The organism is Stutzerimonas stutzeri KOS6 (assembly GCF_000307775.2).
GTDB classification, from domain to species: Bacteria; Pseudomonadota; Gammaproteobacteria; order Pseudomonadales; family Pseudomonadaceae; genus Stutzerimonas; species Stutzerimonas stutzeri_B.
In genome coordinates this window covers 2,393,416-2,413,294 of record NZ_KK020676.1, presented here as the reverse complement: position 1 = coordinate 2,413,294, position 19,879 = coordinate 2,393,416, and the positions used below count along the sequence as shown (strand labels likewise).

Genomic DNA, 19,879 nt, shown 5'->3' with positions numbered 1-19,879 from the left:
GCTTTGTCTGCGCGAAGGCCCCGGCGCGCCTGCGCACCGGGGCCTTCGTTCACTCCGATCAGTAGACGGCGCGCTTGGGCGCGGTACGCACGTGGGTGGTATAGAGCGTCAGGCCGGTGAAGGCCAGGCCGCCGACCAGGTTGCCCAGCGCGGTGGGGATCTCGTTCCAGATCATGTAGTCCATCACCGAGAAGTTGCCGCCCATGATCATCGCCGAGGGGAACAGGAACATGTTCACCACCGAGTGCTCGAAGCCCATGAAGAAGAACAGCATGATCGGCATCCACATGGCGATCACCTTGCCGCTGACCGAGGTGGAGATCATCGCGCCGACCACGCCCATCGAGACCATCCAGTTGCACAGCATGCCGCGCAGGAAGATGGTCGCCCAGCCCGCCGCGCCGAACTCCGCATAGCCCAGGGTGCGGGCTTCGCCGACATGCGAGATCTTCTCGCCAATCGGCCCCGGCTCGGTGGAAAAGCCCATGGTGAAGACGAACGCCATCATGAAGGCGACGGTCAGCGCGCCGGCGAAATTGCCGAGGAACACCCAGCCCCAGTTGCGCAGCACGCCACCGACGGTCACGCCGGGACGGCGGTCGAGCAGCGCCAGCGGGGTGAGCATGAACACCCCGGTGAGCAGGTCGAAGCCCATCAGGTAAAGCATCACGAAGCCGACCGGGAAGAGCATCGCGCCCACCAGCGCCGAGCCGGTCTGCACGGTGACGGTCACGGCGAACACGGCGGCAAGGGCGAGGATCGCCCCGGCCATGAAGGCACGAATCAGGGTGTCGCGGGTGGACATGAAGATCTTCGATTCGCCGGCATCCACCATCTTGGTGGCGAACTCGGCAGGGACTATGTAGGACATGGCGGGATCTCTCGAATAGTTGGCAGAAGCGTTGAATCGGATATTCGGGGCGCCGCCGACAGCACGCGCGGCGGCGCTGAATTCATGCGAGGCCGATCTCGACGGCATCGCCATTGAGGCGCACAGGCCAGACGCGCAGGCTTTGTTCGGGGTATTCCAGGCAACTGCCGTCGTGCAGACGGAAATGCTGCTTGTACAGCGGCGAGGCGATCACCAGCTCACCCTTGAGGCTGCCGACGATGCCACGGCCGATGACGTTGGCGCCGGACTTGGGGTCGCGGTTGTCGATGGCGAACAGCTGCTCGCCTTCGTTACCGTCGGGCAGGTGGAACAGCGCCACCTGGGCGCCGTCATGCCAGGCCACCACACCGGAATTGGCGACCAGATCGGAGCGGCTGCACAGTGCCTGCCAGGCCGCCGGGGCTGCGGAACGGGAGTCGAGACGAACGACGTTGGACTGGCTCATCAGAGCACCTCCTGGGTAAGTGGGATCAGGTGAAGTTCGCTGGCGCGTACCGGCCGACGCTGGCCGCGCTCCTTGACGAAGTGGATGTCCGGGTCGGCGCGCCCGTCGTTGACGAAGGTGCGGAAGCGCTTGAGCTTTTCCGGATCGCTGATGGCGTTGGCCCATTCGCACTGGTAGCTGTCGACCACGTGCTGCATCTGGCTTTCCAGCTCGGCGGCGAGATTCAGGCTGTCGTCGAGGATGACGTCCTTCAGATAGTCCAAGCCGCCTTCCAGACTTTCGCGCCAGACCGAGGTGCGCTGCAGCTTGTCGGCGGTGCGTACGTAGAACATCAGCACGCGGTCGATGGTGCGGATCAGCGCTTCATCGTCGAGGTCGGTGGCGAACAGCTCGGCATGCCGCGGTCGCATGCCGCCGTTACCGCAGACATAGAGGTTCCAGCCCTTGTCGGTGGCGATCACGCCGATGTCCTTGCTCTGCGCCTCGGCGCATTCGCGGGTGCAACCGGATACGGCGAACTTGATCTTGTGCGGTGCACGCAGGCCCTTGTAGCGGTCCTCGAGACGCAGCGCCATGCCGACGCTGTCCTGCACGCCGTAGCGGCACCAGGTGCTGCCCACGCAGGATTTCACCGTGCGCAGGCTCTTGCCGTAGGCGTGACCGGTCTCGAAACCGGCGGCGATCAGCTCGCCCCAGATGTCCGGCAGCTCGTGCAGCTGGGCGCCGAACAGGTCGATGCGCTGGCCCCCGGTGATCTTGGTGTAGAGGTCGTATTTCTTCGCCACCTGGCCGATGGCGATCAGCCCCTCGGGGGTGATCTCGCCGCCTGGAATGCGCGGCACCACCGAGTAGGTGCCGTTCTTCTGCATGTTGGCCATGAAGGTGTCGTTGGTGTCCTGCAGCGGAATCAGCGCCGGATCGGTGATCGGGTGGTTCCAGCAGGAGGCGAGGATCGAACCCACCGTCGGCTTGCAGATGTCGCAGCCGACATGGCCACGGCCGTGCTTGGCCAGCAGTTCGGCGAAGCTCTGGATGCCCTCGACGCGGACGATGCCGTAGAGCTCCTGACGGGTGTAGGCGAAGTGCTCGCACAGGCTCTTGTCCACCGCCACGCCGCGCGCCGCCAGTTCGGCGTCGAACACCAGCTTGAGCAGCGCATTGCAACCGCCACAGCCGGTGGCCGCCTTGGTTGCGGCCTTGAGCTCGCCGAGATCGGTGATGCCGGCCTCGACCTGGCAGCACACCGCGCCCTTGCTGACGTTGTGGCAGGAACAGATGGTCGCGCTGGCCGGCAGGGCGTCAGGACCAAGGGTTGGAGCGCCTTCGGTCTGCGGCAGGATCAGCGCGGACGGATCGGCCGGCAGCTTGATGCCGTTCTGCGCGTACTGCAGCAGGGTGTCGTAGTAGCTGTTGTCACCGACCAGCACCGCGCCGAGCACGCTCTTGCCATCGGCGGATACCACCAAACGGCGGTAGCTGGCGCTGGCCTCGTCGATGAAGCGGTAGCTGCGCGAGCCCGGCGTGGCGCCGTGGGCATCGCCGATGGAGCCGACGTCGACGCCGAGCAGCTTGAGCTTGGTCGACATGTCGGCGCCGTAGAAGGGCTCGTGGGGTTCCTCGGACAGCTGGGCGGCGACACTGCGCGCCATGCTGTAGCCGGGTGCAACCAGGCCGAACACGCTGCCGTTCCAGCTGGCGCATTCGCCGATGGCGAAAATTGCCGGATCCGAGGTGCGGCATTCGCTGTCGATCAGGATGCCGCCGCGCGGGGCGATCTCCAGCTCCGCGACATGGCCGAGGGCGTCCTGCGGTCGGATGCCGGCAGAGAACACGATCAGGTCGGTTTCGAGGAATTCGCCGTCGGTGAAGTTCATCCGCCAGGCGTAGTCTTCGCCGGCGACGATCTCCTGGGTGGCGCGCGAGAGGTGCACGCCGACGCCGAATGCCTCGATCCTTGCCTTCAGCGCCGCGCCGCCTTCATCGTCGAGCTGCACGGGCATCAGGCGCGGGGCGAATTCGACCACGTGAGCTTCCAGGCCGAGCGACTTCAGCGCGTTGGCCGCTTCCAGGCCGAGCAGACCGCCACCGACCACCACACCGCGCTTGGCGCCGTTGGCGGCCGCACGAATCGCATCAAGGTCGTCGAGGGTGCGGTAGACCAGTCGCGCACTGCCTTCGGCGCCGGTGATCGGCGGCACGAAGGGGTAGGAACCGGTGGCAAGAATCAGTTGGTCGTAGGCCTGGCGGCCAGCACTGGTGACGACTTCCTTGCGCTCGCGATCGATACCCAGCACCTGTACGCCCAGATGGGTTTGGACGCCGTGGCGGGCGTAGTAGTCGGCTTCACACATGGCCAGCGACTCGGCATCGCGGCCGCCGAAGTATTCGGACAGGTGCACGCGGTCATAGGCGCGCTGGCGTTCCTCGCCGAACACATGCAGTTCGTAGCGGGTAAGCGCGCCGCGCTCGATCAGCTGTTCGATGCAGTGGTGACCGACCATGCCGTTGCCGACGATGACCAGTTTTTCGTGCGTGAGCGGAGTGACGGTAGAACTCATGGTCTTTCCTCAGTCGAGCTGCTGCGGCACGCGGCCGGCAAAACGCAAAAAGGCGCCTGGAGCTGGTATCAGCTCCAGGCGCCTTTGCCTGGTAATTAGTGATGTGTGGGGGTGGCTGGTCAGGCATCGTTGCCTGCTGCACCCAGGTCCCGCGCCTGTTGGCTGGCGGTCGCCGCTGACCGCCTGGGACGTCCTGCCGCGCTGCGACAGGTTTTGCCAGGGAAATTGCAGTTTGCGTGCCAGATCCTGCGGTGAGGCCATTTGCCTGGCGTCGACGGGCGCTATGGCGCGGTATCGAGGGCTGCTCGCGTTTCGCTTCAGGTTTGCCGGTGGTGAGTGCCGAGGGGGTGGCCTGAGGCGAGACTGAACCAGAACGGTGCGACTAGGCTTACGCGATCCCTGCTTTGGGGCAGTCAGCAGAGGTCGGCAGAGAAGGCGTGGGCGCGCTCAGGGGACAAAGCGTCCGGCCTCTGGGATCTGCCCGGGCAGCGGCTATCGGGCAGCAAAGGCCTCGCTGACCAGCAGCGGCAGGACCTCGCCAGCGGGCAGGGCAAGCAGATGCTCGCGCTCGCTCAGGGGGGGGCTCGCCCTGGGGATTGATGTGGATCACCGTAGCGCCGGCATCCCTGGCCACACGCGGTATGTCCGCAGCGGGATAGACCACACCGGAGGTGCCGACCGCCAGCAGCAGGTCGCATTCGCTGGCAGCCTGGAATGCGGCGTTCAGTGCAGCGACCGGAAGATTCTCGCCGAACCAGACGACGCCAGGGCGCAGTCGTCCGCCGCAGTGCGCGCAACGCGGCGGCTCTACACGGCGGCCGGCGTCCGGCTCGTTGGCGGCGGGCAGCGGCTCGGCGGCTGGACGCGAGCAGGCGAAGCAACGCGGCGCATGCAGGCTGCCGTGCAAGTGGATCACCTCGCGGCTACCGGCGCGCTCATGCAGGTCATCGACGTTCTGCGTGATCAGCGTCAGTCTCGGTACATGCCGGGCCAGCTCGGCGATGGCCAGATGCGCGGGGTTCGGTTGCGCCTGGAGTACGCGCATGCGCCGCCATTCGTACCAGCCCCAGACCAGCGCCGGATCGCGGCGGAAGGCATCCGGCGTTGCCAGGGCCGTCGGGTCGAAGCGCTCCCACAGGCCGGTCAAGGCATCGCGAAAGGTGGGGATGCCGCTCTCGGCGGAGACGCCGGCACCGGTAAAGACGACGGTGTGGGCTGCCGAACGCATGGCGGCGAGCAGGGCGGCTGGGATCACGATCGGCTCCTGTCAGGCTTATAAGGGTCTACCAATACCACCCGTTACGGACTTTCCAAAGCGTCGCCGGGACAGGCGCTGACGCAAGGCCATGGCAACCCCGGATTCCAACCGTCCGGCTGAGTGCTGGAGCCATTTGTCACGTCCTTGACGGGAGTCAACGCCGCCCGCGGCGGCTCCGGGATGATGCTACAGCGATATTCGATGCCGGGAGGCTTCTATGCTTGGCTCAGTGTACTGGGACGACGGCCTGGTCCAGCGCCATGGGCACATCGGGCAGCTGCATTGCAGCTATCCCGCTGCGTTCGATTTCAAGGACCGTATCGCGCCGCTGGATCTGTTGCGCGCGATGCGTGAAAGCCGGCGCGCCGAACGTCCGTTGTCCCTGGCTATCCAGCAGCCCGGCGGTGTGCGCATGCGGGCGGACGAGTCGGCCGCCTACCAGTCGCGCCTGGCGCGGGAAATCGAGCAGCTCGGTTGTCACGTCGGACAATCGCAGCAGCTGATGCAACTGCAACTGAGCGTTGGCACGCTGGGTATCGACGCGTTGCGCAGGCTGGTGGCGCTGCTCAAGACGAGCTTTCACTTCGCCGAAGGTGGCGCGGCCAGTTACACCGCCAGAATCGAATTGGCGCACGCCGACTGGCCACTGATCGGCGCCTTGCACGAGCTGGGCTTCAACCAGCTCAGCGTCGGCGTGCCCGACCTGGGTGCGGACGATGGCGGCACGGTGGCGTACTTTCGCAGCTCGGCGCGCATTCGTGCGGTAGTCGAGGCGGCGCATGCGCTGCATTACCGTGCGGTGAATCTGGACCTCGGCTACGGACGCTCCTGGCAGACCCCGACGAGTTTCGCCCGCAAGTTGGCTTCGATCATCGAGCTGGCGCCCGACCAGGTGACGATGTTCGACTACCGCGACGTGACGCAGGCAGGCGGCGCGCGGCTGGGATTGGCCTCGCTGGGCGATACCCTGGCAATGTATCGCCATGGTGTCGAGCAGCTCAGCGCCGCCGGCTATCGCTACATCGGCCTCGGCAAGTTCGTCCTGCCGCACGACGACCTGGCGATGGCCCAGGAAACCGGTGCCCTGCACCACGACATCGCTGGCTACAGCCTGCACGGCGACTGCGATCACCTGGGGCTGGGGGTCGGCGCGGTCAGCCGGGTCGGCGATCTGTACTGCCGCAACGCCGATACGCTGCACGCCTACCAGCGGGCGCTCGAGCAGGGCCAGTTGCCCAGCAGTTGCGGGCTGCAGCCGGCACATCTGGATCGACTGCACCGCGCGCTGTTCGAGCGTCTGCTCTGCACCTTCGAGGTGGACTTCGACGCGCTCGGCAGGCAGAGCGGGGTGGATGTCCGCCAGCGCTATGCGCGGCACTGGCCTGCGCTGCGGCGGCTGCATGCCGAGGGCGTGATCGTGCTGGGCGAAAGCGGGTTGCACATACCGCCACGGGCGCGGCTGCTGGTCGCGGCGGTCTGTGAAGCCTTCGAGCGGTTCAGTGCCGAGGTCATCGGCAGCTCGGCTGGCCATGGCTGGCAACGCTGAGGCCGGGTCTCCGCCTCAGTCACGACGCGCTGATAGCCCCCGCGTTAGGCTCTGTACGAAAATGCCTGCGCTGGGTGATGCTTCGTTAAAAACGGGTTCGGAATGCTCATTTTCAGCAACGTAAACTCCGCTTCCTCCCCCGTTTTTGCCTCGCCTGACCTTCGCTCGACGGCTTTTCGTACAGAACCTAGCAGAGCGCTTGGGCAGCGACCGTGTACAACGGTTTGCGCCGGGCGCCCGGCTTGGCCAGCAGCAAATGCGCGGTGCCGATGGCACGCTCCAGAAAGCCGCCTTCGCAGTAACAAAGGTAGAACTCCCAGAGCCGGTAGAAGTAGTCGTCGTAGCCGTGCTGTTCCAGCTCGCCGCGGGCGCGGCGGAAGTTCTCTTGCCACAGACGCAGGGTGCGCGCGTAGTGCTCGCCGAAATCCTCCATGTGCAACAGGTTCATGTCGGTGTCCTGCGATGCGACGTTGAGCATGCGTTGCAGCGAGGGCAGGGCGCCGCCGGGGAAGATGTAGCGCTGAATGAAATCGACGTTGCGCCGCGCCTGTTCGTAGCGCTGGTCGCGAATGGTGATGGCCTGCAGCAGCATCAGCCCGTCGTCCTTGAGCAGCCGCGAGCACTGGCGGAAGTAGGTCGGCAGGAAGTCGTGGCCGACCGCCTCGATCATCTCGATGGACACCAGCTTGTCGAACTGACCGTCGAGATCGCGATAGTCCTTGAGCAACAGGGTGATGCGGTCCTGCAGACCCTGTTCTTCGATGCGCCGCTGGGTGTAGGCGAACTGTTCGCGCGACAGCGTGGTGGTGGTCACCCGGCAGCCGCGATGGGTAGCGGCATAGAGCGCCATGCTGCCCCAACCGGTGCCGATCTCCAGCAGATGATCCTCAGGCTGCAGGTCGAGCTTTTCGCAGATGCGCTCGAGCTTGTGCAACTGGGCCTGTTCCAGATCCTGTTCGGGGCTGGCGAACATCGCTGCCGAGTACATCATGGTTGGGTCGAGAAACAGCTCGAACAGCTCGTTGCCGAGGTCGTAATGGGCGGCGATGTTGCGCTGCGAGCCGGCCCGGGTATTGCGGTTGAGCCAGTGCAGGGCCTTGATCACCGGTTGGCCGAACAGCGCCAGGCTGCCGCGCTCGATGCTGTCCAGAACGTCCAGGTTGGCGACGAACAGGCGAATCACTGCCGTCAGGTCCGGGCTGTGCCAGTGGCCATGGATGTAGGCTTCGCCTGCGCCGATCGAGCCACGAGCGGCGATCAGGCCCCAGGCGGCGTCGTCGAGCAAGTGGATTTCTGCCTCAAGCGCACTGGCCGGGTCACCGAACTGCTGGCGAACATCGCCGTATATCAGCGTCAGCTGGCCGTGACGCAGCTTTTCGAGCTGGCGCAGCACGCTGCGACGCAGCAGGCCGCTGGCCAGTCCCAGGCCGGCCAGCGGATGGGCTTTGACGGTCAGGCTAGGGCTTTTCATGACGGGCTCCGTTTGGTTGGGTGACGGCCAGTCCGTAAGGGGCCGATGCGGGCTGGTGGGTGAAGATCGGGGTGCGCTTGAGCAGCAGGCGCAACGCCTGCCAGTAGATGGCGAGCAGGGTCTTGGCGGTCATCCAGGGAAAACCCAGCAGGTAGCGGTGCACGGCGCTGCCTGACAGCGACTCGCGCTGCAGGCCGAGGGTGGCGTCGAACAGCTTGCGCTCGCCTTGCCAGTCCTCCATGTGCACACCGATCCGTCGCCCGGGCGGGTTGAAACGCATGCGGTACTCCAGGTCCCCCGGCAGGAACGGCGAGACGTGAAAGGTCTTGGCCACCGAGCAGCGCAGGTTGCGATTGCCGCTGGCCGGCAAGACATAGTGATAGCGCTCGCGCCAGGGCGTGTTGCTGACCTCGCAGAGCACGGCAGCCAGTTGCTCCTGCTCGTCGAAGCAGTAGAAGAAGCTGACCGGGTTGAAGCAAAGGCCCCAACTGCGTGGTTGGGTCAGCAGGCGCACGGCACCGCGGACCGGCCGCCCCAGCGCCTCGCTGACCTGCTGGCGCACGGCGTCGGCCAGGCGCATTCCCTGACCGGTGTAGTGCGGCAGGTAGTCGCTCTCGCGAAAGGAAAAGGGTGCGAAGCGACTCCGGCCACTGAAGGGGGAAAGACCGAGCACCGCGTCCTGTTCGGCCAGATCCAGGTACAGCAACCCCATGCGATAGCTGAACGCATGCGCGCGCGGAGCGAACCGGCGGTGCTGCACCCAGCCGCGGTACAGCGCGCTGTGCTCGATGGCGCCGTTCACAGGGATTCCCCGAATGCGCTGGCGACGCGCAGAGCGCTGAGCACACCGTCTTCATGGAAGCCGCTGCCCCAGTAGGCACCGCAGAAATAGCTGTGATTGGCGCCCAGCAGCTCGTCGGCGCGGGCCTGGGCGGCGATACCCGCCAGGCTGAACTGCGGGTGGTCGTAGGTGAAGCGGGCGAGAATCCGCTCGGGGTCGATGGCCTGGGTCTGGTTGAGGCTGACGCAGAATGTTTCCGGCGCAGCGATGCCTTGCAGGATGTTCATGTTATAGGTCACCGCGGCGGGCTGCTCGCGTGGCCCGCCAAGGCGATAGTTCCAGCTGGCCCAGGCTCGCCGGCGTTCGGGCAGCAGGCGGCTGTCGGTGTGCAGCACCACGTCGTTGCTGGCGTAGCGGATGGCTCCGAGGATGTCCCGTTCTGCACGACTCGGTCCGGCGAGCAGGCGCAGGGCCTGGTCGCTGTGGCAGGCGAAGATCACCTTGTCGAAGCGTTCGGAGCCTGCCGGACTGTGCAACGTCACGCCATGGGCGTCGCGCAGCACTTCGTACACCGGGCAGTTGACGCGGATATGCTGGCTGAAACCCTGCGTCAGCGGTGACACATAGGCCCTGGAGCCGCCCTCGACTACGTACCACTGCGGGCGGCTGTTCACCGAGAGCAGGCCGTGGTTCTTGAAAAAGCGGATGAAGAATTCAAGCGGGAACTCAAGCATGTCGTCCAGCGACATCGACCAGATCGCGGCGCCCATGGGCACGATGTAGTGATCGATGAAGCGCTGGCTGTAACGCCCCAGTTGCAGATAGCTGCCGAGCGTCACATGCGTGCCGATGCGACCGCTGTGATAGTCATCCAATGCTTCACGGTTGAAGCGAAGGATGTCGCGGATCATGCCCCAGAATGCTGGTGAGAACAGATTGCTGCGCTGCGCGAAGAGACTGTTGAGATTGTGTCCGTTGTATTCCAGTTCGCTGTGCGGATCGCTGACCGAGAAGCTCATCTCGGTCGGCTTGTAGCGCACGCCGAGTTTGCCCAGCAGCCGGATGAAGTTGGGATAGGTCCAGTCGTTGAAGACGATGAACCCGGTGTCCACGGCATAGTCCCGGCCGTGCACATGGACGTCGACCGTATGCGTGTGGCCACCGATCCAGCTGGCTGACTCGAAGACGGCGACCTGATGCCGGTGGTGCAGCAGGTGCGCACAGGTGAGACCAGCGATACCGCTGCCGATGATGGCGATCTTCATGGTTATCCTTCCTTGATTTGCGCGCGTGCCATGCGCCGGCCCAGGGCGAATTGCAGGCGTGCGGGCAGTAGTGAAAGCAGACGTAGCGCACCGGTGAACGAGCGGGGAAAGTTGATGTTCAGCGGGCGCCGCTCCAGGTGTCTGGCGATATGCCGTGCGGCCTTGTCTACCGGCCAGCGCAGGGGCATCGGAAAGTCGTTGCGGCGGGTCAGCGGGGTATCGACGAAGCCCGGGCTGACCAGGGTTACGTCGATACCTTCGCCGGCCAGATCCAGGCGCAGCGATTCGAGCAAATAGCGCAACGCCGCTTTCGAGGCGCCGTAGGCGCCGGCGCGTGGCAGCGGTAGCCAGGTGACCGAACTCCCGATGCCGACCAGATGTGGTCGAACGCCCCGACGCAGCAAGGGCAGCGCGGCTTCGATGCAATATCCGGCGGCCAGCAGGTTGGTCTGCAGCACGCGCTCCAGCAGTGCCGCTTCGAAATGCCGGCTGTCGATGTATTCACAGGTTCCGGCGTTGAGGATCACGCTGTCCAGCGCGCCCCAGTGCGATTCGATGGCCGCACCGATGCTGCGCACCTGCGCGGGGTCGGCGAGATCGCCGGGCAGTACCAGAACCTGCCCTGGATAGCGTCTGGCAAATGCATGCAAAGGCCCGGCGCGGCGCGCCGACAGTACAAGGCAATGCCCCTCGGCCAGCAGCACGCGTGCCAGTTCCTGGCCGATGCCACTGCTGGCGCCGGTCAGCCAGATTCGCCGCGAGAGGTTCATGCGAGCCTCCGCTGCAACCAGCGGATGGCCGTGCCGAGCAACGGCACATGCTGGTAGATCAGGGCTCCGGCGTCGAAGTAGTCGAGGTGCCGCTCCACCTTACCCTCGGCATTCCAGCGCAGCAGCGAACAGCCCTCGAGACTGATCAGGGCTCCGCCGTTCAACCGTGGGTGGCGATAGCTCATGATCCAGCGCAGGTAGCCCTGGCCTTCGCAGACCTGGTCGTGGCCGATGAACTCGAAGTGCAACTGCTGGACGCTGGCATACAGCTCGCTGAAGTAGCGCTGCAGTTCATCCAGCCCGCGTACCTCGTGCAGCGGATCGGTGAAATGCACATCGGCGCTGTAGAGGTCCGCCAGACGCTCGAGGTTGGTCGCATCCAGGCTGGCGAAATCGCTGGCGAAACGATGCAGGAAACTGCTCATGGGCGGCCCTCCGGCAGATTGCGGAAGGCGTCCAGGGCCCGGGCGCGGCTCTTGCCGAGATCGACGATCGGTTTCGGATAGTTCGGCGCGCCGAACAGGCCCTGCTGCGCCGAAGGATTGTGGATCTCGCGTTTGCCCAGGTGCCGCAGTTCCGGCAGCCAGCGACGCAGGAATTGTCCATCCGGATCGAAACGCTGTGACTGACTGATCGGGTTGAACAGGCGGAAGTAGGGTACCGAATCGGTTCCGGTGGATGCGCTCCATTGCCAGCCACCATTGTTGGCGGCCAGGTCGCCATCGATCAACTGGCGCATGAACCAGTGTTCGCCTTCGCGCCAGTCGATCAGCAGGTTCTTGCTGAGGAACATGGCAACGACCATGCGCAGGCGGTTGTGCATCCAGCCGGTTTCGCGCAGCTGGCGCATGGCGGCGTCGACGATGGGAAAGCCGCTGCGTCCTTCCTGCCAGGCGGCCAGTTCGTCCGGTGCGTGGCGCCACGGCAGCGCTTCGGTTTCGGCACGGAAGGCACGGTGCATCGACACCCGCGGATAGCCCACCAGGATGTGCTTGTAGAACTCGCGCCAGAGCAGTTCGTTGATCCAGGTCGTGGCGCCCGTGCTGCCGCTATCCAGTTCGCCCTGGTTGTGCGCCAGCGCTGCGTGCAGGCACTGGCGGATGGAGATCACGCCTGTAGCAAGGTAGGCGGACAGCTGGCTGGTGCCCGGTTCGGCCGGCAGGTCGCGGCGCTGGTGGTACTGTTCCAGATCATCGTCGACGAACGCAGCCAGGCGGCGTTGGGCAAAGGTTTCCCCCGCGGGCCAGAGCGCACGCAAGTAGTCGCTCGGTGGCGCGAAGCCGGAAACCTCGACAGGGACCTGGTCACTGTCGACAGGCAATGGCGCCTGCGGGGCGGGTATCGGCTGGCAAGCCGGTAACGATATCTCCAGGCGCGACAGGCAGGCCTTGCGGAACTGCCCGAAGACCTTGAAGTAGCTGCCCGACTGGGTCAGCAGGGTGCCTGGAGCGAACAGCAGCTGGTCCAGATGGCGGCGTACGCCAATCCCGGCGTCTTCCAGGAGCCTGGTCACCGCCTGGTCTCGGCGCTGTTCGTTGACACCATACTCGTCGTTGAAGTGCACGCCTTGCACGCCGAGCTGGCGGCATACCTTCAGCAGGGCATTGGCGACGGCCGACCAGTCATCGACCTCGCGGATCAGCAGCGGGACATTGAGTGTGCGCAGTTGCTCCGACAGCTCGGCAAGGTTGCGCAGCCAGAAATCCACCTTGCATGGCGCATCGTCATGGGCGAGCCACTGGCAGGGCGTGATCACGTAGAGCGCCACGGTCGGTCCGCTCGCCATCGCCGCGGCGAGCGCGGTGTTGTCGCTCATGCGCAAATCGCTGCGCAGCCAAAGCAGCTGGGTCATGATGCTCTCTCTTCATTGCCCGGCAGGAGGCCGGCTTCGTGCAGCTGCTGCAGTGCCTCGAATGGGTCGTCTGCCAGCAGCAGTTCGCGGTGCCGGCGCAGTTCCAGCGCATGGATATGGGCGGCCGGGCCCGCGAGCAGCAGGGGCGCGGCATTGTGCTCGAGCAGGCGTGGCAGCTGGCGTTGCAGACAGTCGCCGGGCAGCGCATGGTCGGCATACAGCAGCACACCGCGTGGCCGGATGCGCTCCGTTGCCAGGCTCAGTTCGTTGAGCGGCACCGGCCATTCGACGATGTCCACCGGACAGTCCGCGCTGGACACGAGCCAGGCGGTGATCCACAGGCCGGGAGTGAAGGATTGTTCGTCGAGGTTGACCAGCAGCAGCGGGCGGCCGGACTGCTGGCGATTGTTGAAATAGATGCGTGTAGCCAGTTTGCTGCGCAGCCAGGAGTGAACCATCGCGCGCTCCAGCGCGGCCCCGTACTGGCCCTGCCAGCGTTGGTCGAGCAGCTCGAGCAACGGATGAAGCAGGTGTTGGCAGAGCGTGCGCGGTGGATACAGCGCCATGGCACGGTTGAAGGCATCGTCCAGGCTGCGCTCGCTATGGCGCTCGATGGCCTGCAGCAGTTCCTCCAGCAGCTCGGTCCACTGATTCTGCCTGGGCAGTTCCTGCGGCAGGCCGGTATCGAGCAGAGGCTTTACCTGGCTGACCGCTACACCGCGATTGAGCCAGACGAGAATGTCGCGGATACGCTGGATGTGCGCCTGTTCGTACAACCGATGGCCCTTGGGCGTGCGAAGCGGCACGATCAGCCCGTAACGGCGTTCCCACGCACGCAAGGTCACGGCGTTGACGCCGGTCAGGCGCGCGACTTCGCGGATGGGAAGAAGTCCGTCAGCAGTCGACTGTGCCTCGTCATGTGATTCGAACATGGTCAGATTCCATTGCGCAGGCTCAGGCTCTCGGGGTGTGGCTGCAGGTAGGCCTGGCGTGCGATGTAGTGATCGGGATGGCGGCGGAAGTGGTGTTTGAGCAGCGTCAGCGGCACCACCAGCGGAATCACCCCGGCGCGGTATTGATCGATGAGGTGGCGCATCTCGCGGCGATCTTCCTGGCCCAGCGCGTCCTTCAGGTAGCCGCTCAGGTGCAGCAGCACGTTGCAGTGGGTGCCACGGGTGGCAGGCTTCTTCAACGCCTGCATCATCTGGCTGAAGTACCGCACAGCGAATTCGTCCAGGGAGCGCTCGGCCAGGTTGGCTACCAGCCTGCCCAGCTCCTTGTATTGCTGGGGGTTGCTGGCCATCAGCTGGTACTTGTAGCGGGAATGGAAATCGACGATGGCCTTGCGCGTCAGGCCGCCCTGGAGCAGACGTTGCCAGTCGGCGTAGGCGTAGACCCGGGTAAGGAAGTTCTCGCGCAGCACGGCGTCGTTCAGGCGGCCGTCTTCTTCTATCGGCAGATCCGGCCGCGCCTGCATCAGTGCCTGAGCGAACACGCCGGTACCGCCGCCGGGCAAGGTATGACCGTTCGTGGCATAGACCTTCACACGCTCCATGCCGCAGGAAGGCGACTTCTGCATCAGGATGTAGCCGCTGATGTCATGCAACTGTTCGGCTATCTGTCGGCCGTATGCGGCCAGGGCATCGGTTACGTCCAGCTGAGGGCGCACGGTGCCCACCGCTCTGGGTGAAGCCGTGTCGCCCACCAGCCGGATCGGCTCGCGTGGTGTGCCGAGGCCGATGGCGACTTCAGGGCATACCGGTACGAATTCGAAATGCTGTGCCAGGGTTTCGCTGCACAGGCGTGATTCCTTGTGTCCACCGTTGAAACGCACCGGGTTGCCCAGCAGGCAGGCGCTAATACCGATCTTTGGCGTAGGGAGGGTGGTGTGCATGGTGGAAACCTCATCTTGTACAAATCGATTTTATGTACAACTTGGAGCCATCATATTGCACATCTTGTACAAGTCAATAATAGATGTACAAGTAAGTTGGGTTTCCTGTACAAAATGCTTGTCGTCATGGCTAATCTGTGCGGCCTGCCGGCTGTTCAGGGTTGTTGGCGATGAAGCTCGTCGCGGCATCAGCTTGCCAAGGCGAGCGCCCGCGGGGGCAATCCATGGGGCGGTTGGCTGTACAGCCGCATTTGCATGTATAGGTGTATGCTGAATGCAACTGCGGCCATTCGCGCAGCTGCATCGCATCGGGAGCTCACCATGAACATCTTGTTGACTGGCGGTACCGGATTGATTGGCCGTGCGCTGTGTCGGCGTTGGCTGGCGGATGGACATCGACTGTGGGTGTGGAGCCGTACACCGGACCGTGTTGCCCAGCTGTGTGGCTCGCAGGTGCAGGGCATAGGCAGCCTGCAGCAACTCGATACGCTGATGCTGGACGCTGTGGTCAACCTGGCCGGAGCACCGATCGCCGACCGGCCCTGGACCAAATCACGCAAGGCGCTGCTGTGGGACAGCCGGGTGAAGCTCACCGAACAGCTGGTCGAGTGGCTGGGCAAGCGCGAGCAGAAGCCTGCGGTGATGATTTCCGGTTCGGCGGTGGGCTGGTACGGCGATGGCGGCGAGCATCGCTTGAGCGAAGCCGATCAGCCGGTATCGGCAGACTTCGCCAGCCAGCTGTGCAACGCCTGGGAAGAGCGCGCCATGGAAGTGGCGGTGCTGGGAATACGTGTAGCTCTGGTCCGCACCGGACTGGTGCTGGCCCACGACGGCGGCTTTCTTCAGCGGCTGTTGCCGGTGTTTCGGCTGGGTCTGGGTGGACGCCTGGGCGATGGGCGGCAGTGGATGCCCTGGATTCATATCGAGGATCAAATCGGCCTGATTGATTTTCTTCTGCGGCAACCGGCGGCCAGCGGCCCCTACAATGCCTGTGCGCCGACGCCGGTGCGCAATGGCGATTTCACGCGCAGCCTCGGTCGATGCCTGCATCGCCCGACACTGCTGCCGGTGCCGGCGGTGCTGTTGAAGACGTCCCTTGGCGAACTGGCAGGGCTGTTGCTCGGTGGCCAGCACGCCATGCCGCAGCGGCTTTTGGGCGAGGGTTACCGCTTCCGGTTCGATGATCTGGACCAGGCCCTGGCCGACCTATTGACGCATCGCTGAAGGCGGCACCCTGTGTGAAAATAGCGCGCCTGCCGCTTGCAGCGGGGCGCCATCCTTAAAACAGTAGTCAGGAAAGTTGCATGACAGAGCAGGCGTTGTTATTGGTCAATCTGGGTTCGCCAGCCTCCACGGAAGTCGCCGATGTGCGCCGTTACCTCAATCAGTTCCTGATGGATCCCTACGTGGTCGATCTGCCTTGGCCGCTGCGACGTCTGCTGGTCTCGCTGATCCTGGTCAAGCGCCCCGAGCAGTCCGCGCATGCCTACGCCTCGATCTGGTGGCCCGAAGGTTCGCCGCTGGTGGTGCTCAGTCGGCGGCTGCAGGAGGCGGTACGTCCACACTGGACAAAAGGCCCGGTCGAGCTGGCGATGCGCTATGGCGAGCCATCCATCGAAAACACCCTGACGCGCCTGGCCGGGCAGGGCATCACCCAGGTGACGCTTGCGCCGCTGTATCCGCAGTTTGCCGACAGCACCACCACCACGGTCATCGAGGAGGCACGGCGGGTCATCCGCGAACGCGGGCTGGGCGTGCAGTTGTCGATCCTGCAGCCCTTCTATGACCAGCCGGAATACCTCGAAGCACTGGCCGCCAGCGCCAGGCCGCATCTGCAGCAGCCGTTCGACCATCTGCTGCTGAGTTTTCATGGACTGCCCGAGCGCCACCTGCACAAGACCGATCCGACGGGCTCGCACTGTCTCAAGCGTGACGATTGTTGTCAGCGCGCCGAAGGTGAAGTGCTGGCCGGTTGTTATCGCGCGCAGTGCATGCGCACGGCGGCGGGTTTCGCGGCCCGGGCCGGGTTGCGTGACGATCAGTGGTCGGTTTCCTTCCAGTCGCGCCTGGGGCGGGCCAAATGGATCGAGCCCTATACCGAAACGCGTCTGGACGAGCTGGCCGGGCAGGGCGTGAAGAGGTTGCTGGTGATGTGCCCGGCCTTCGTTTCCGACTGCATCGAAACGCTGGAAGAAATCGGCGACCGTGGCCGCGAGCAGTTCGTCGAAGCCGGGGGCGAGGAACTGGTGCTGGTGCCTTGCCTGAATACCCACGAAGACTGGGTGCAGGCGCTGGTCACGCTCTGCAACCGCGCACCGCTGGCGCTTTGATCTGCTGGAGGAGACGGCGCGTCTGCGGGCGCCTTCCTCCTGGCAGGTATCTGCCGTTCATCTTGTCTGGTCGAGAACCATTCGTTCGAACTCGCTGAGCGGAAGCGGCTTGCCGAACAGATAACCCTGGTAATGATGGCAGCCATTGCTGAGCAGCATCTCGTGCTGGGCGGCGTTTTCGACGCCCTCGGCAATCACTTCCAGGCCCAATCCGGTGGCCAGCGCGCAGATGGCGCGAACGATGGTCAGGCTGCTGGCATCACCGGGCAGGCGGCGAGTGAAGGTCTGATCGATCTTCAACTGGTCGAGAGGAAGTTGCTGAAGGTAGCTCATCGAGGAGTAGCCCGTACCGAAATCGTCGATGGCGAAGCGGATGCCGTGCTGCTTGAGTAGCTTCATCCGCGCGATGGCCTCGGGCATGTTGTCCAGTAGCAGTGTTTCGGTCAGCTCGAGCTTGAGCCTGGCCGGATTGGCGCCGCTGCCTTGCAGCAGTTCGAGCAGGCTGTCTATGAAGTTGTCCTGATACAACAGGTGCGCACTGAGATTGACCGACAGTGTGAGTTCGGCGAATGCCGGCGCTTTCGCCCACTGGGCCAATTGGTCGCACGCCTTGCGCAGCACCTGTTGATCCAGCAGGTGGATAAGCCCGGCCTGTTCGGCCTGAGCGATGAACGCGCCCGGTGCCAGCAGGCCGCGTCGTGGGTGCTGCCAGCGCACCAGTGCTTCTGCGCCGACGATGCCGTCGTTCTGTTCCAGTTGTGGCTGGAAGTGCAGCACGAATTCGCCGTTGTTCAGCCCCTGGCGAATTTCATCCTCCAGTCGCAGGCGCTCCTGTACCGCCAGTTGCATGCGTGGGTCGAAGAAGCGCAGTGCATTCTTGCCGGATATCTTGGCTTCGTACATCGACATGTCGGCGCGTTTCATCAATTCGTCGCTGCTGCTGACCTCCGCGCCGAACAGCACCACGCCGATACTCGCGCTGCTGTACAGGCGGAGGTCGTCGACGCGGTACGGCCTGTCCAGCGAGTCGAGTAGCTTCATGCCGACGTGCTCGGCCCGGGACGCTGCCCGTAGCGGGTCGAAGCCGAGGTTCTCGATCATCACCACGAACTCGTCGCCCCCCTGGCGAGCCACGGTATCGCTGCCGCGCACGTCGTTCTGCAGGCGTTCGGCCGCGATACGCAGGACCTGATCGCCGGTCTGGTGTCCATGCAGATCGTTGATGTTCTTGAAGTTGTCGAGGTCGATGAACATCAGCGCGCCGAGCTGGCTGCTGCGTCGGCTGGCCGCTATCGCCTGGTGCAGCCGATCCAGCAGCAGCCGACGGTTGGGCAGGCCGGTGAGCGGGTCGTAGAACGCCAGGTTGTGAATGCGCTCTTCGGCCATCTTGCGATCGGTGATATCGGTGAATGCCGCGACATAGTGGCTGACCTCGCCTTCGGCGTTGCGTACCGTGCTGATCGTCAGCCACTCGGGGAAGATGTCGCCGTTCTTGCGACGGTTCCAGATTTCTCCTTCCCAGACGCCGGTAGTCGCGATGCTTGACCACATGGCGCGGTAGAACTCGGAATCGTGCTTGCCGGATGCGAGCAGGGCGGTGGTCTTGCCGATGGCTTCTTCGGCGCTGTAGCCACTGATTCGACTGAACGCACCGTTGACCCGCAGGATGTGATTCTGCGCATCGGTGATCAGCATGCCTTGCTGCGACTCGAAGGCGATCGCGGCGATCCTGCGCTCCAGCTCGGTATTCACTCGTTCGGTGATATCGCGGCTCAGCCAGACCACTGCACGCTTCTCGCCGCATGGCTGTTCCAGCGGCAGCGCGCGGCCTTCGAATGTCCGTTGGCCGACCCGAGTCGGCAGGCTGTATTCGATCAACTGCGGCGCATGGCTGTCGAGCGTCTGCTGGATGAAGTCGCGAAAGCGGCGCACTTCGGCTTGCGGCAGCACGTCCTGCAGGCTCTTGTGCAGCAACAGGCTGGCATCGCTATACAGCGCGTTGCGCTCGGAACAGATGATATCGACGCAGCGGCCGTCTTCATCGATCACCAGCAGGGGATCGGGGATGGCTTCGGCAATGGCCCGCAGCCTTGCTTCGCTTTCTCTCAGTGCCTGTTCGGTCCGATCCCGTTCGAGCAGATCGTCGAGCAGCACGCCGAGGATTGCGGTCGCCAGCGGCAGGGTCAGCAGCACCACAAGGGCGATTTCCTTCACTGCAGCGACGCCCAGCGGGTTGGGCAGCAGCAATGCGACCAGTCCCAGCATGGCCAAGTGCAGCAGCAGACCGAACCCCAGTAGCTGCCAGAACCCGATGCCGAGCAAGCGCCGACGGTAAGCGTATCGGTAGGCAAGCCCGAGCAGGATCGGGAGCAGGATGTTGGCGAGCCCCGGAACGACGCCCGGTCCGCCCATCCACAGGCGATAGCCGGCCGCGAGAATACCGGCGATGCCGGCTACCAGTGGTCCGCCGAACAGGCCCGCCATGCTCAGCACCACGGTACGGGCGTCTACGACGATCTCGGTCTGGCCGACACTGGTGGTCAGCATGCCGAAAATGCAGGCGCTGCCGAACCAGAGTCCGGCGAGCAGCCTGGTAGAGAGCTGTCTGCTCTGGTTCCAGTTGCGGGTGGTAAATGCGAGCAGCCAGCACAGCGCGAGCAGCGTGACCGCGTTTTCAACAACGGCATTTATGGTCAAGACATCATCCCAGAGCGCAATGCCCACAACAGGAGTGGTGAAATGGCGGTTTGCCAGTATTGCACAATCAGTCGGCCCGACGGTAACGGCCCCGGGAGTCTGTACATAGGACGCTCAGCG

15 protein-coding genes and 1 pseudogene are annotated in these 19,879 nt (G+C 64.4%); 3 read left to right on the top strand and 13 right to left on the bottom strand.

What is annotated here, in order from left to right; all coding sequences use genetic code 11:
- Positions 1-58: 58 nt before the first annotated feature.
- From B597_RS39140 to B597_RS39125, 4 genes and pseudogenes are all read right to left on the bottom strand, one after another.
- A complete protein-coding gene (locus B597_RS39140; RefSeq protein ID WP_024162300.1) occupies positions 59-871 on the bottom strand; it encodes a formate/nitrite transporter family protein in 813 nt (270 codons plus the stop codon).
- An 82-nt stretch (positions 872-953) separates the two neighbouring features.
- Positions 954-1,337 (bottom strand): nitrite reductase small subunit NirD, encoded by a 384-nt coding sequence (gene nirD / locus B597_RS39135; protein WP_024162299.1) that lies wholly within the window; start codon positions 1,335-1,337, stop codon positions 954-956.
- A complete protein-coding gene (gene nirB / locus B597_RS39130; protein ID WP_024162298.1) occupies positions 1,337-3,895 on the bottom strand; it encodes a nitrite reductase large subunit NirB in 2,559 nt (852 codons plus the stop codon). The genes nirD and nirB overlap by 1 nt, the downstream gene beginning before the upstream one ends.
- 492 nt (positions 3,896-4,387) lie before the next feature.
- A pseudogene (locus tag B597_RS39125) lies at positions 4,388-5,150 on the bottom strand (SIR2 family NAD-dependent protein deacylase).
- A 220-nt stretch (positions 5,151-5,370) separates the two neighbouring features.
- On the opposite strand from B597_RS39125, the gene B597_RS39120 reads away from it, so the two are divergent.
- Entirely contained in the window at positions 5,371-6,699 is a 1,329-nt protein-coding gene (locus B597_RS39120) for an oxygen-independent coproporphyrinogen III oxidase (protein WP_024162297.1), read from the top strand.
- 187 nt (positions 6,700-6,886) lie between these two features.
- On the opposite strand, the gene B597_RS39115 is transcribed toward B597_RS39120, so the two are convergent.
- Genes B597_RS39115 through B597_RS39080 form a run of 8 tightly spaced genes read right to left on the bottom strand, consistent with a single transcriptional unit; the run spans position 6,887 to position 14,732 of the window.
- The gene (locus tag B597_RS39115) at positions 6,887-8,170 is read right to left on the bottom strand and encodes an SAM-dependent methyltransferase (RefSeq protein ID WP_024162296.1); all 1,284 of its coding nucleotides are present in this window, start codon (positions 8,168-8,170) and stop codon (positions 6,887-6,889) included.
- On the bottom strand, positions 8,157-8,972 hold the full coding sequence (locus tag B597_RS39110; protein ID WP_024162295.1) for a DUF1365 domain-containing protein: 816 nt from the start codon (positions 8,970-8,972) through the stop codon (positions 8,157-8,159). The genes B597_RS39115 and B597_RS39110 overlap by 14 nt, the downstream gene beginning before the upstream one ends.
- Positions 8,969-10,216 (bottom strand): NAD(P)/FAD-dependent oxidoreductase, encoded by a 1,248-nt coding sequence (locus tag B597_RS39105; RefSeq protein WP_024162294.1) that lies wholly within the window; start codon positions 10,214-10,216, stop codon positions 8,969-8,971. The genes B597_RS39110 and B597_RS39105 overlap by 4 nt, the downstream gene beginning before the upstream one ends.
- Before the next feature lie 2 nt (positions 10,217-10,218).
- Entirely contained in the window at positions 10,219-10,986 is a 768-nt protein-coding gene (locus B597_RS39100; RefSeq protein WP_024162293.1) for an SDR family NAD(P)-dependent oxidoreductase, read from the bottom strand.
- A complete protein-coding gene (locus B597_RS39095; protein WP_024162292.1) occupies positions 10,983-11,411 on the bottom strand; it encodes a nuclear transport factor 2 family protein in 429 nt (142 codons plus the stop codon). The genes B597_RS39100 and B597_RS39095 overlap by 4 nt, the downstream gene beginning before the upstream one ends.
- Positions 11,408-12,838 carry a deoxyribodipyrimidine photo-lyase gene (gene phrB / locus B597_RS39090; RefSeq protein WP_024162291.1) on the bottom strand — a complete coding sequence of 477 codons (1,431 nt, stop codon included), beginning with the start codon at positions 12,836-12,838 and terminating at the stop codon, positions 11,408-11,410. The genes B597_RS39095 and phrB overlap by 4 nt, the downstream gene beginning before the upstream one ends.
- Complete coding sequence (locus B597_RS39085) at positions 12,835-13,770, bottom strand: MerR family transcriptional regulator (RefSeq protein WP_024162290.1); 936 nt, start codon at positions 13,768-13,770, stop codon at positions 12,835-12,837. Before B597_RS39085 ends, phrB begins: the two co-directional genes overlap by 4 nt.
- A 2-nt stretch (positions 13,771-13,772) precedes the next feature.
- Positions 13,773-14,732, bottom strand: coding sequence for a YbgA family protein (locus tag B597_RS39080; protein ID WP_024162289.1), 960 nt, complete (start codon positions 14,730-14,732; stop codon positions 13,773-13,775).
- A gap of 321 nt (positions 14,733-15,053) precedes the next feature.
- Between B597_RS39080 and B597_RS39075 the strand changes: the two genes are divergently transcribed.
- Together B597_RS39075 and hemH are read left to right on the top strand one after the other, a co-directional pair.
- Positions 15,054-15,956, top strand: coding sequence for a TIGR01777 family oxidoreductase (locus B597_RS39075; protein ID WP_024162288.1), 903 nt, complete (start codon positions 15,054-15,056; stop codon positions 15,954-15,956).
- An 80-nt stretch (positions 15,957-16,036) separates the two neighbouring features.
- A complete protein-coding gene (gene hemH / locus B597_RS39070) occupies positions 16,037-17,062 on the top strand; it encodes a ferrochelatase (protein WP_024162287.1) in 1,026 nt (341 codons plus the stop codon).
- 57 nt (positions 17,063-17,119) lie between these two features.
- Here the strand turns inward: hemH and B597_RS39065 are convergent, their stop codons facing one another.
- The gene (locus B597_RS39065; protein WP_024162286.1) at positions 17,120-19,759 is read right to left on the bottom strand and encodes an EAL domain-containing protein; all 2,640 of its coding nucleotides are present in this window, start codon (positions 19,757-19,759) and stop codon (positions 17,120-17,122) included.
- Positions 19,760-19,879: the final 120 nt, after the last annotated feature.

What these genes read in the sequence shown, in the direction of transcription:
- B597_RS39095 (WP_024162292.1), bottom strand. Translation starts at nt 11,411, where the DNA reads ATGAGCAGTTTCCTGCATCGTTTCGCCAGCGATTTCGCCAGCCTGGAT.
- B597_RS39105 (WP_024162294.1), bottom strand. Translation starts at nt 10,216, where the DNA reads ATGAAGATCGCCATCATCGGCAGCGGTATCGCTGGTCTCACCTGTGCG.
- B597_RS39120 (WP_024162297.1), top strand. Translation starts at nt 5,371, where the DNA reads ATGCTTGGCTCAGTGTACTGGGACGACGGCCTGGTCCAGCGCCATGGG.
- B597_RS39115 (WP_024162296.1), bottom strand. Translation starts at nt 8,170, where the DNA reads ATGAAAAGCCCTAGCCTGACCGTCAAAGCCCATCCGCTGGCCGGCCTG.
- B597_RS39100 (WP_024162293.1), bottom strand. Translation starts at nt 10,986, where the DNA reads ATGAACCTCTCGCGGCGAATCTGGCTGACCGGCGCCAGCAGTGGCATC.
- B597_RS39140 (WP_024162300.1), bottom strand. Translation starts at nt 871, where the DNA reads ATGTCCTACATAGTCCCTGCCGAGTTCGCCACCAAGATGGTGGATGCC.
- phrB (WP_024162291.1), bottom strand. Translation starts at nt 12,838, where the DNA reads ATGACCCAGCTGCTTTGGCTGCGCAGCGATTTGCGCATGAGCGACAAC.
- B597_RS39080 (WP_024162289.1), bottom strand. Translation starts at nt 14,732, where the DNA reads ATGCACACCACCCTCCCTACGCCAAAGATCGGTATTAGCGCCTGCCTG.
- nirD (WP_024162299.1), bottom strand. Translation starts at nt 1,337, where the DNA reads ATGAGCCAGTCCAACGTCGTTCGTCTCGACTCCCGTTCCGCAGCCCCG.
- B597_RS39075 (WP_024162288.1), top strand. Translation starts at nt 15,054, where the DNA reads ATGAACATCTTGTTGACTGGCGGTACCGGATTGATTGGCCGTGCGCTG.
- hemH (WP_024162287.1), top strand. Translation starts at nt 16,037, where the DNA reads ATGACAGAGCAGGCGTTGTTATTGGTCAATCTGGGTTCGCCAGCCTCC.
- B597_RS39085 (WP_024162290.1), bottom strand. Translation starts at nt 13,770, where the DNA reads ATGTTCGAATCACATGACGAGGCACAGTCGACTGCTGACGGACTTCTT.
- nirB (WP_024162298.1), bottom strand. Translation starts at nt 3,895, where the DNA reads ATGAGTTCTACCGTCACTCCGCTCACGCACGAAAAACTGGTCATCGTC.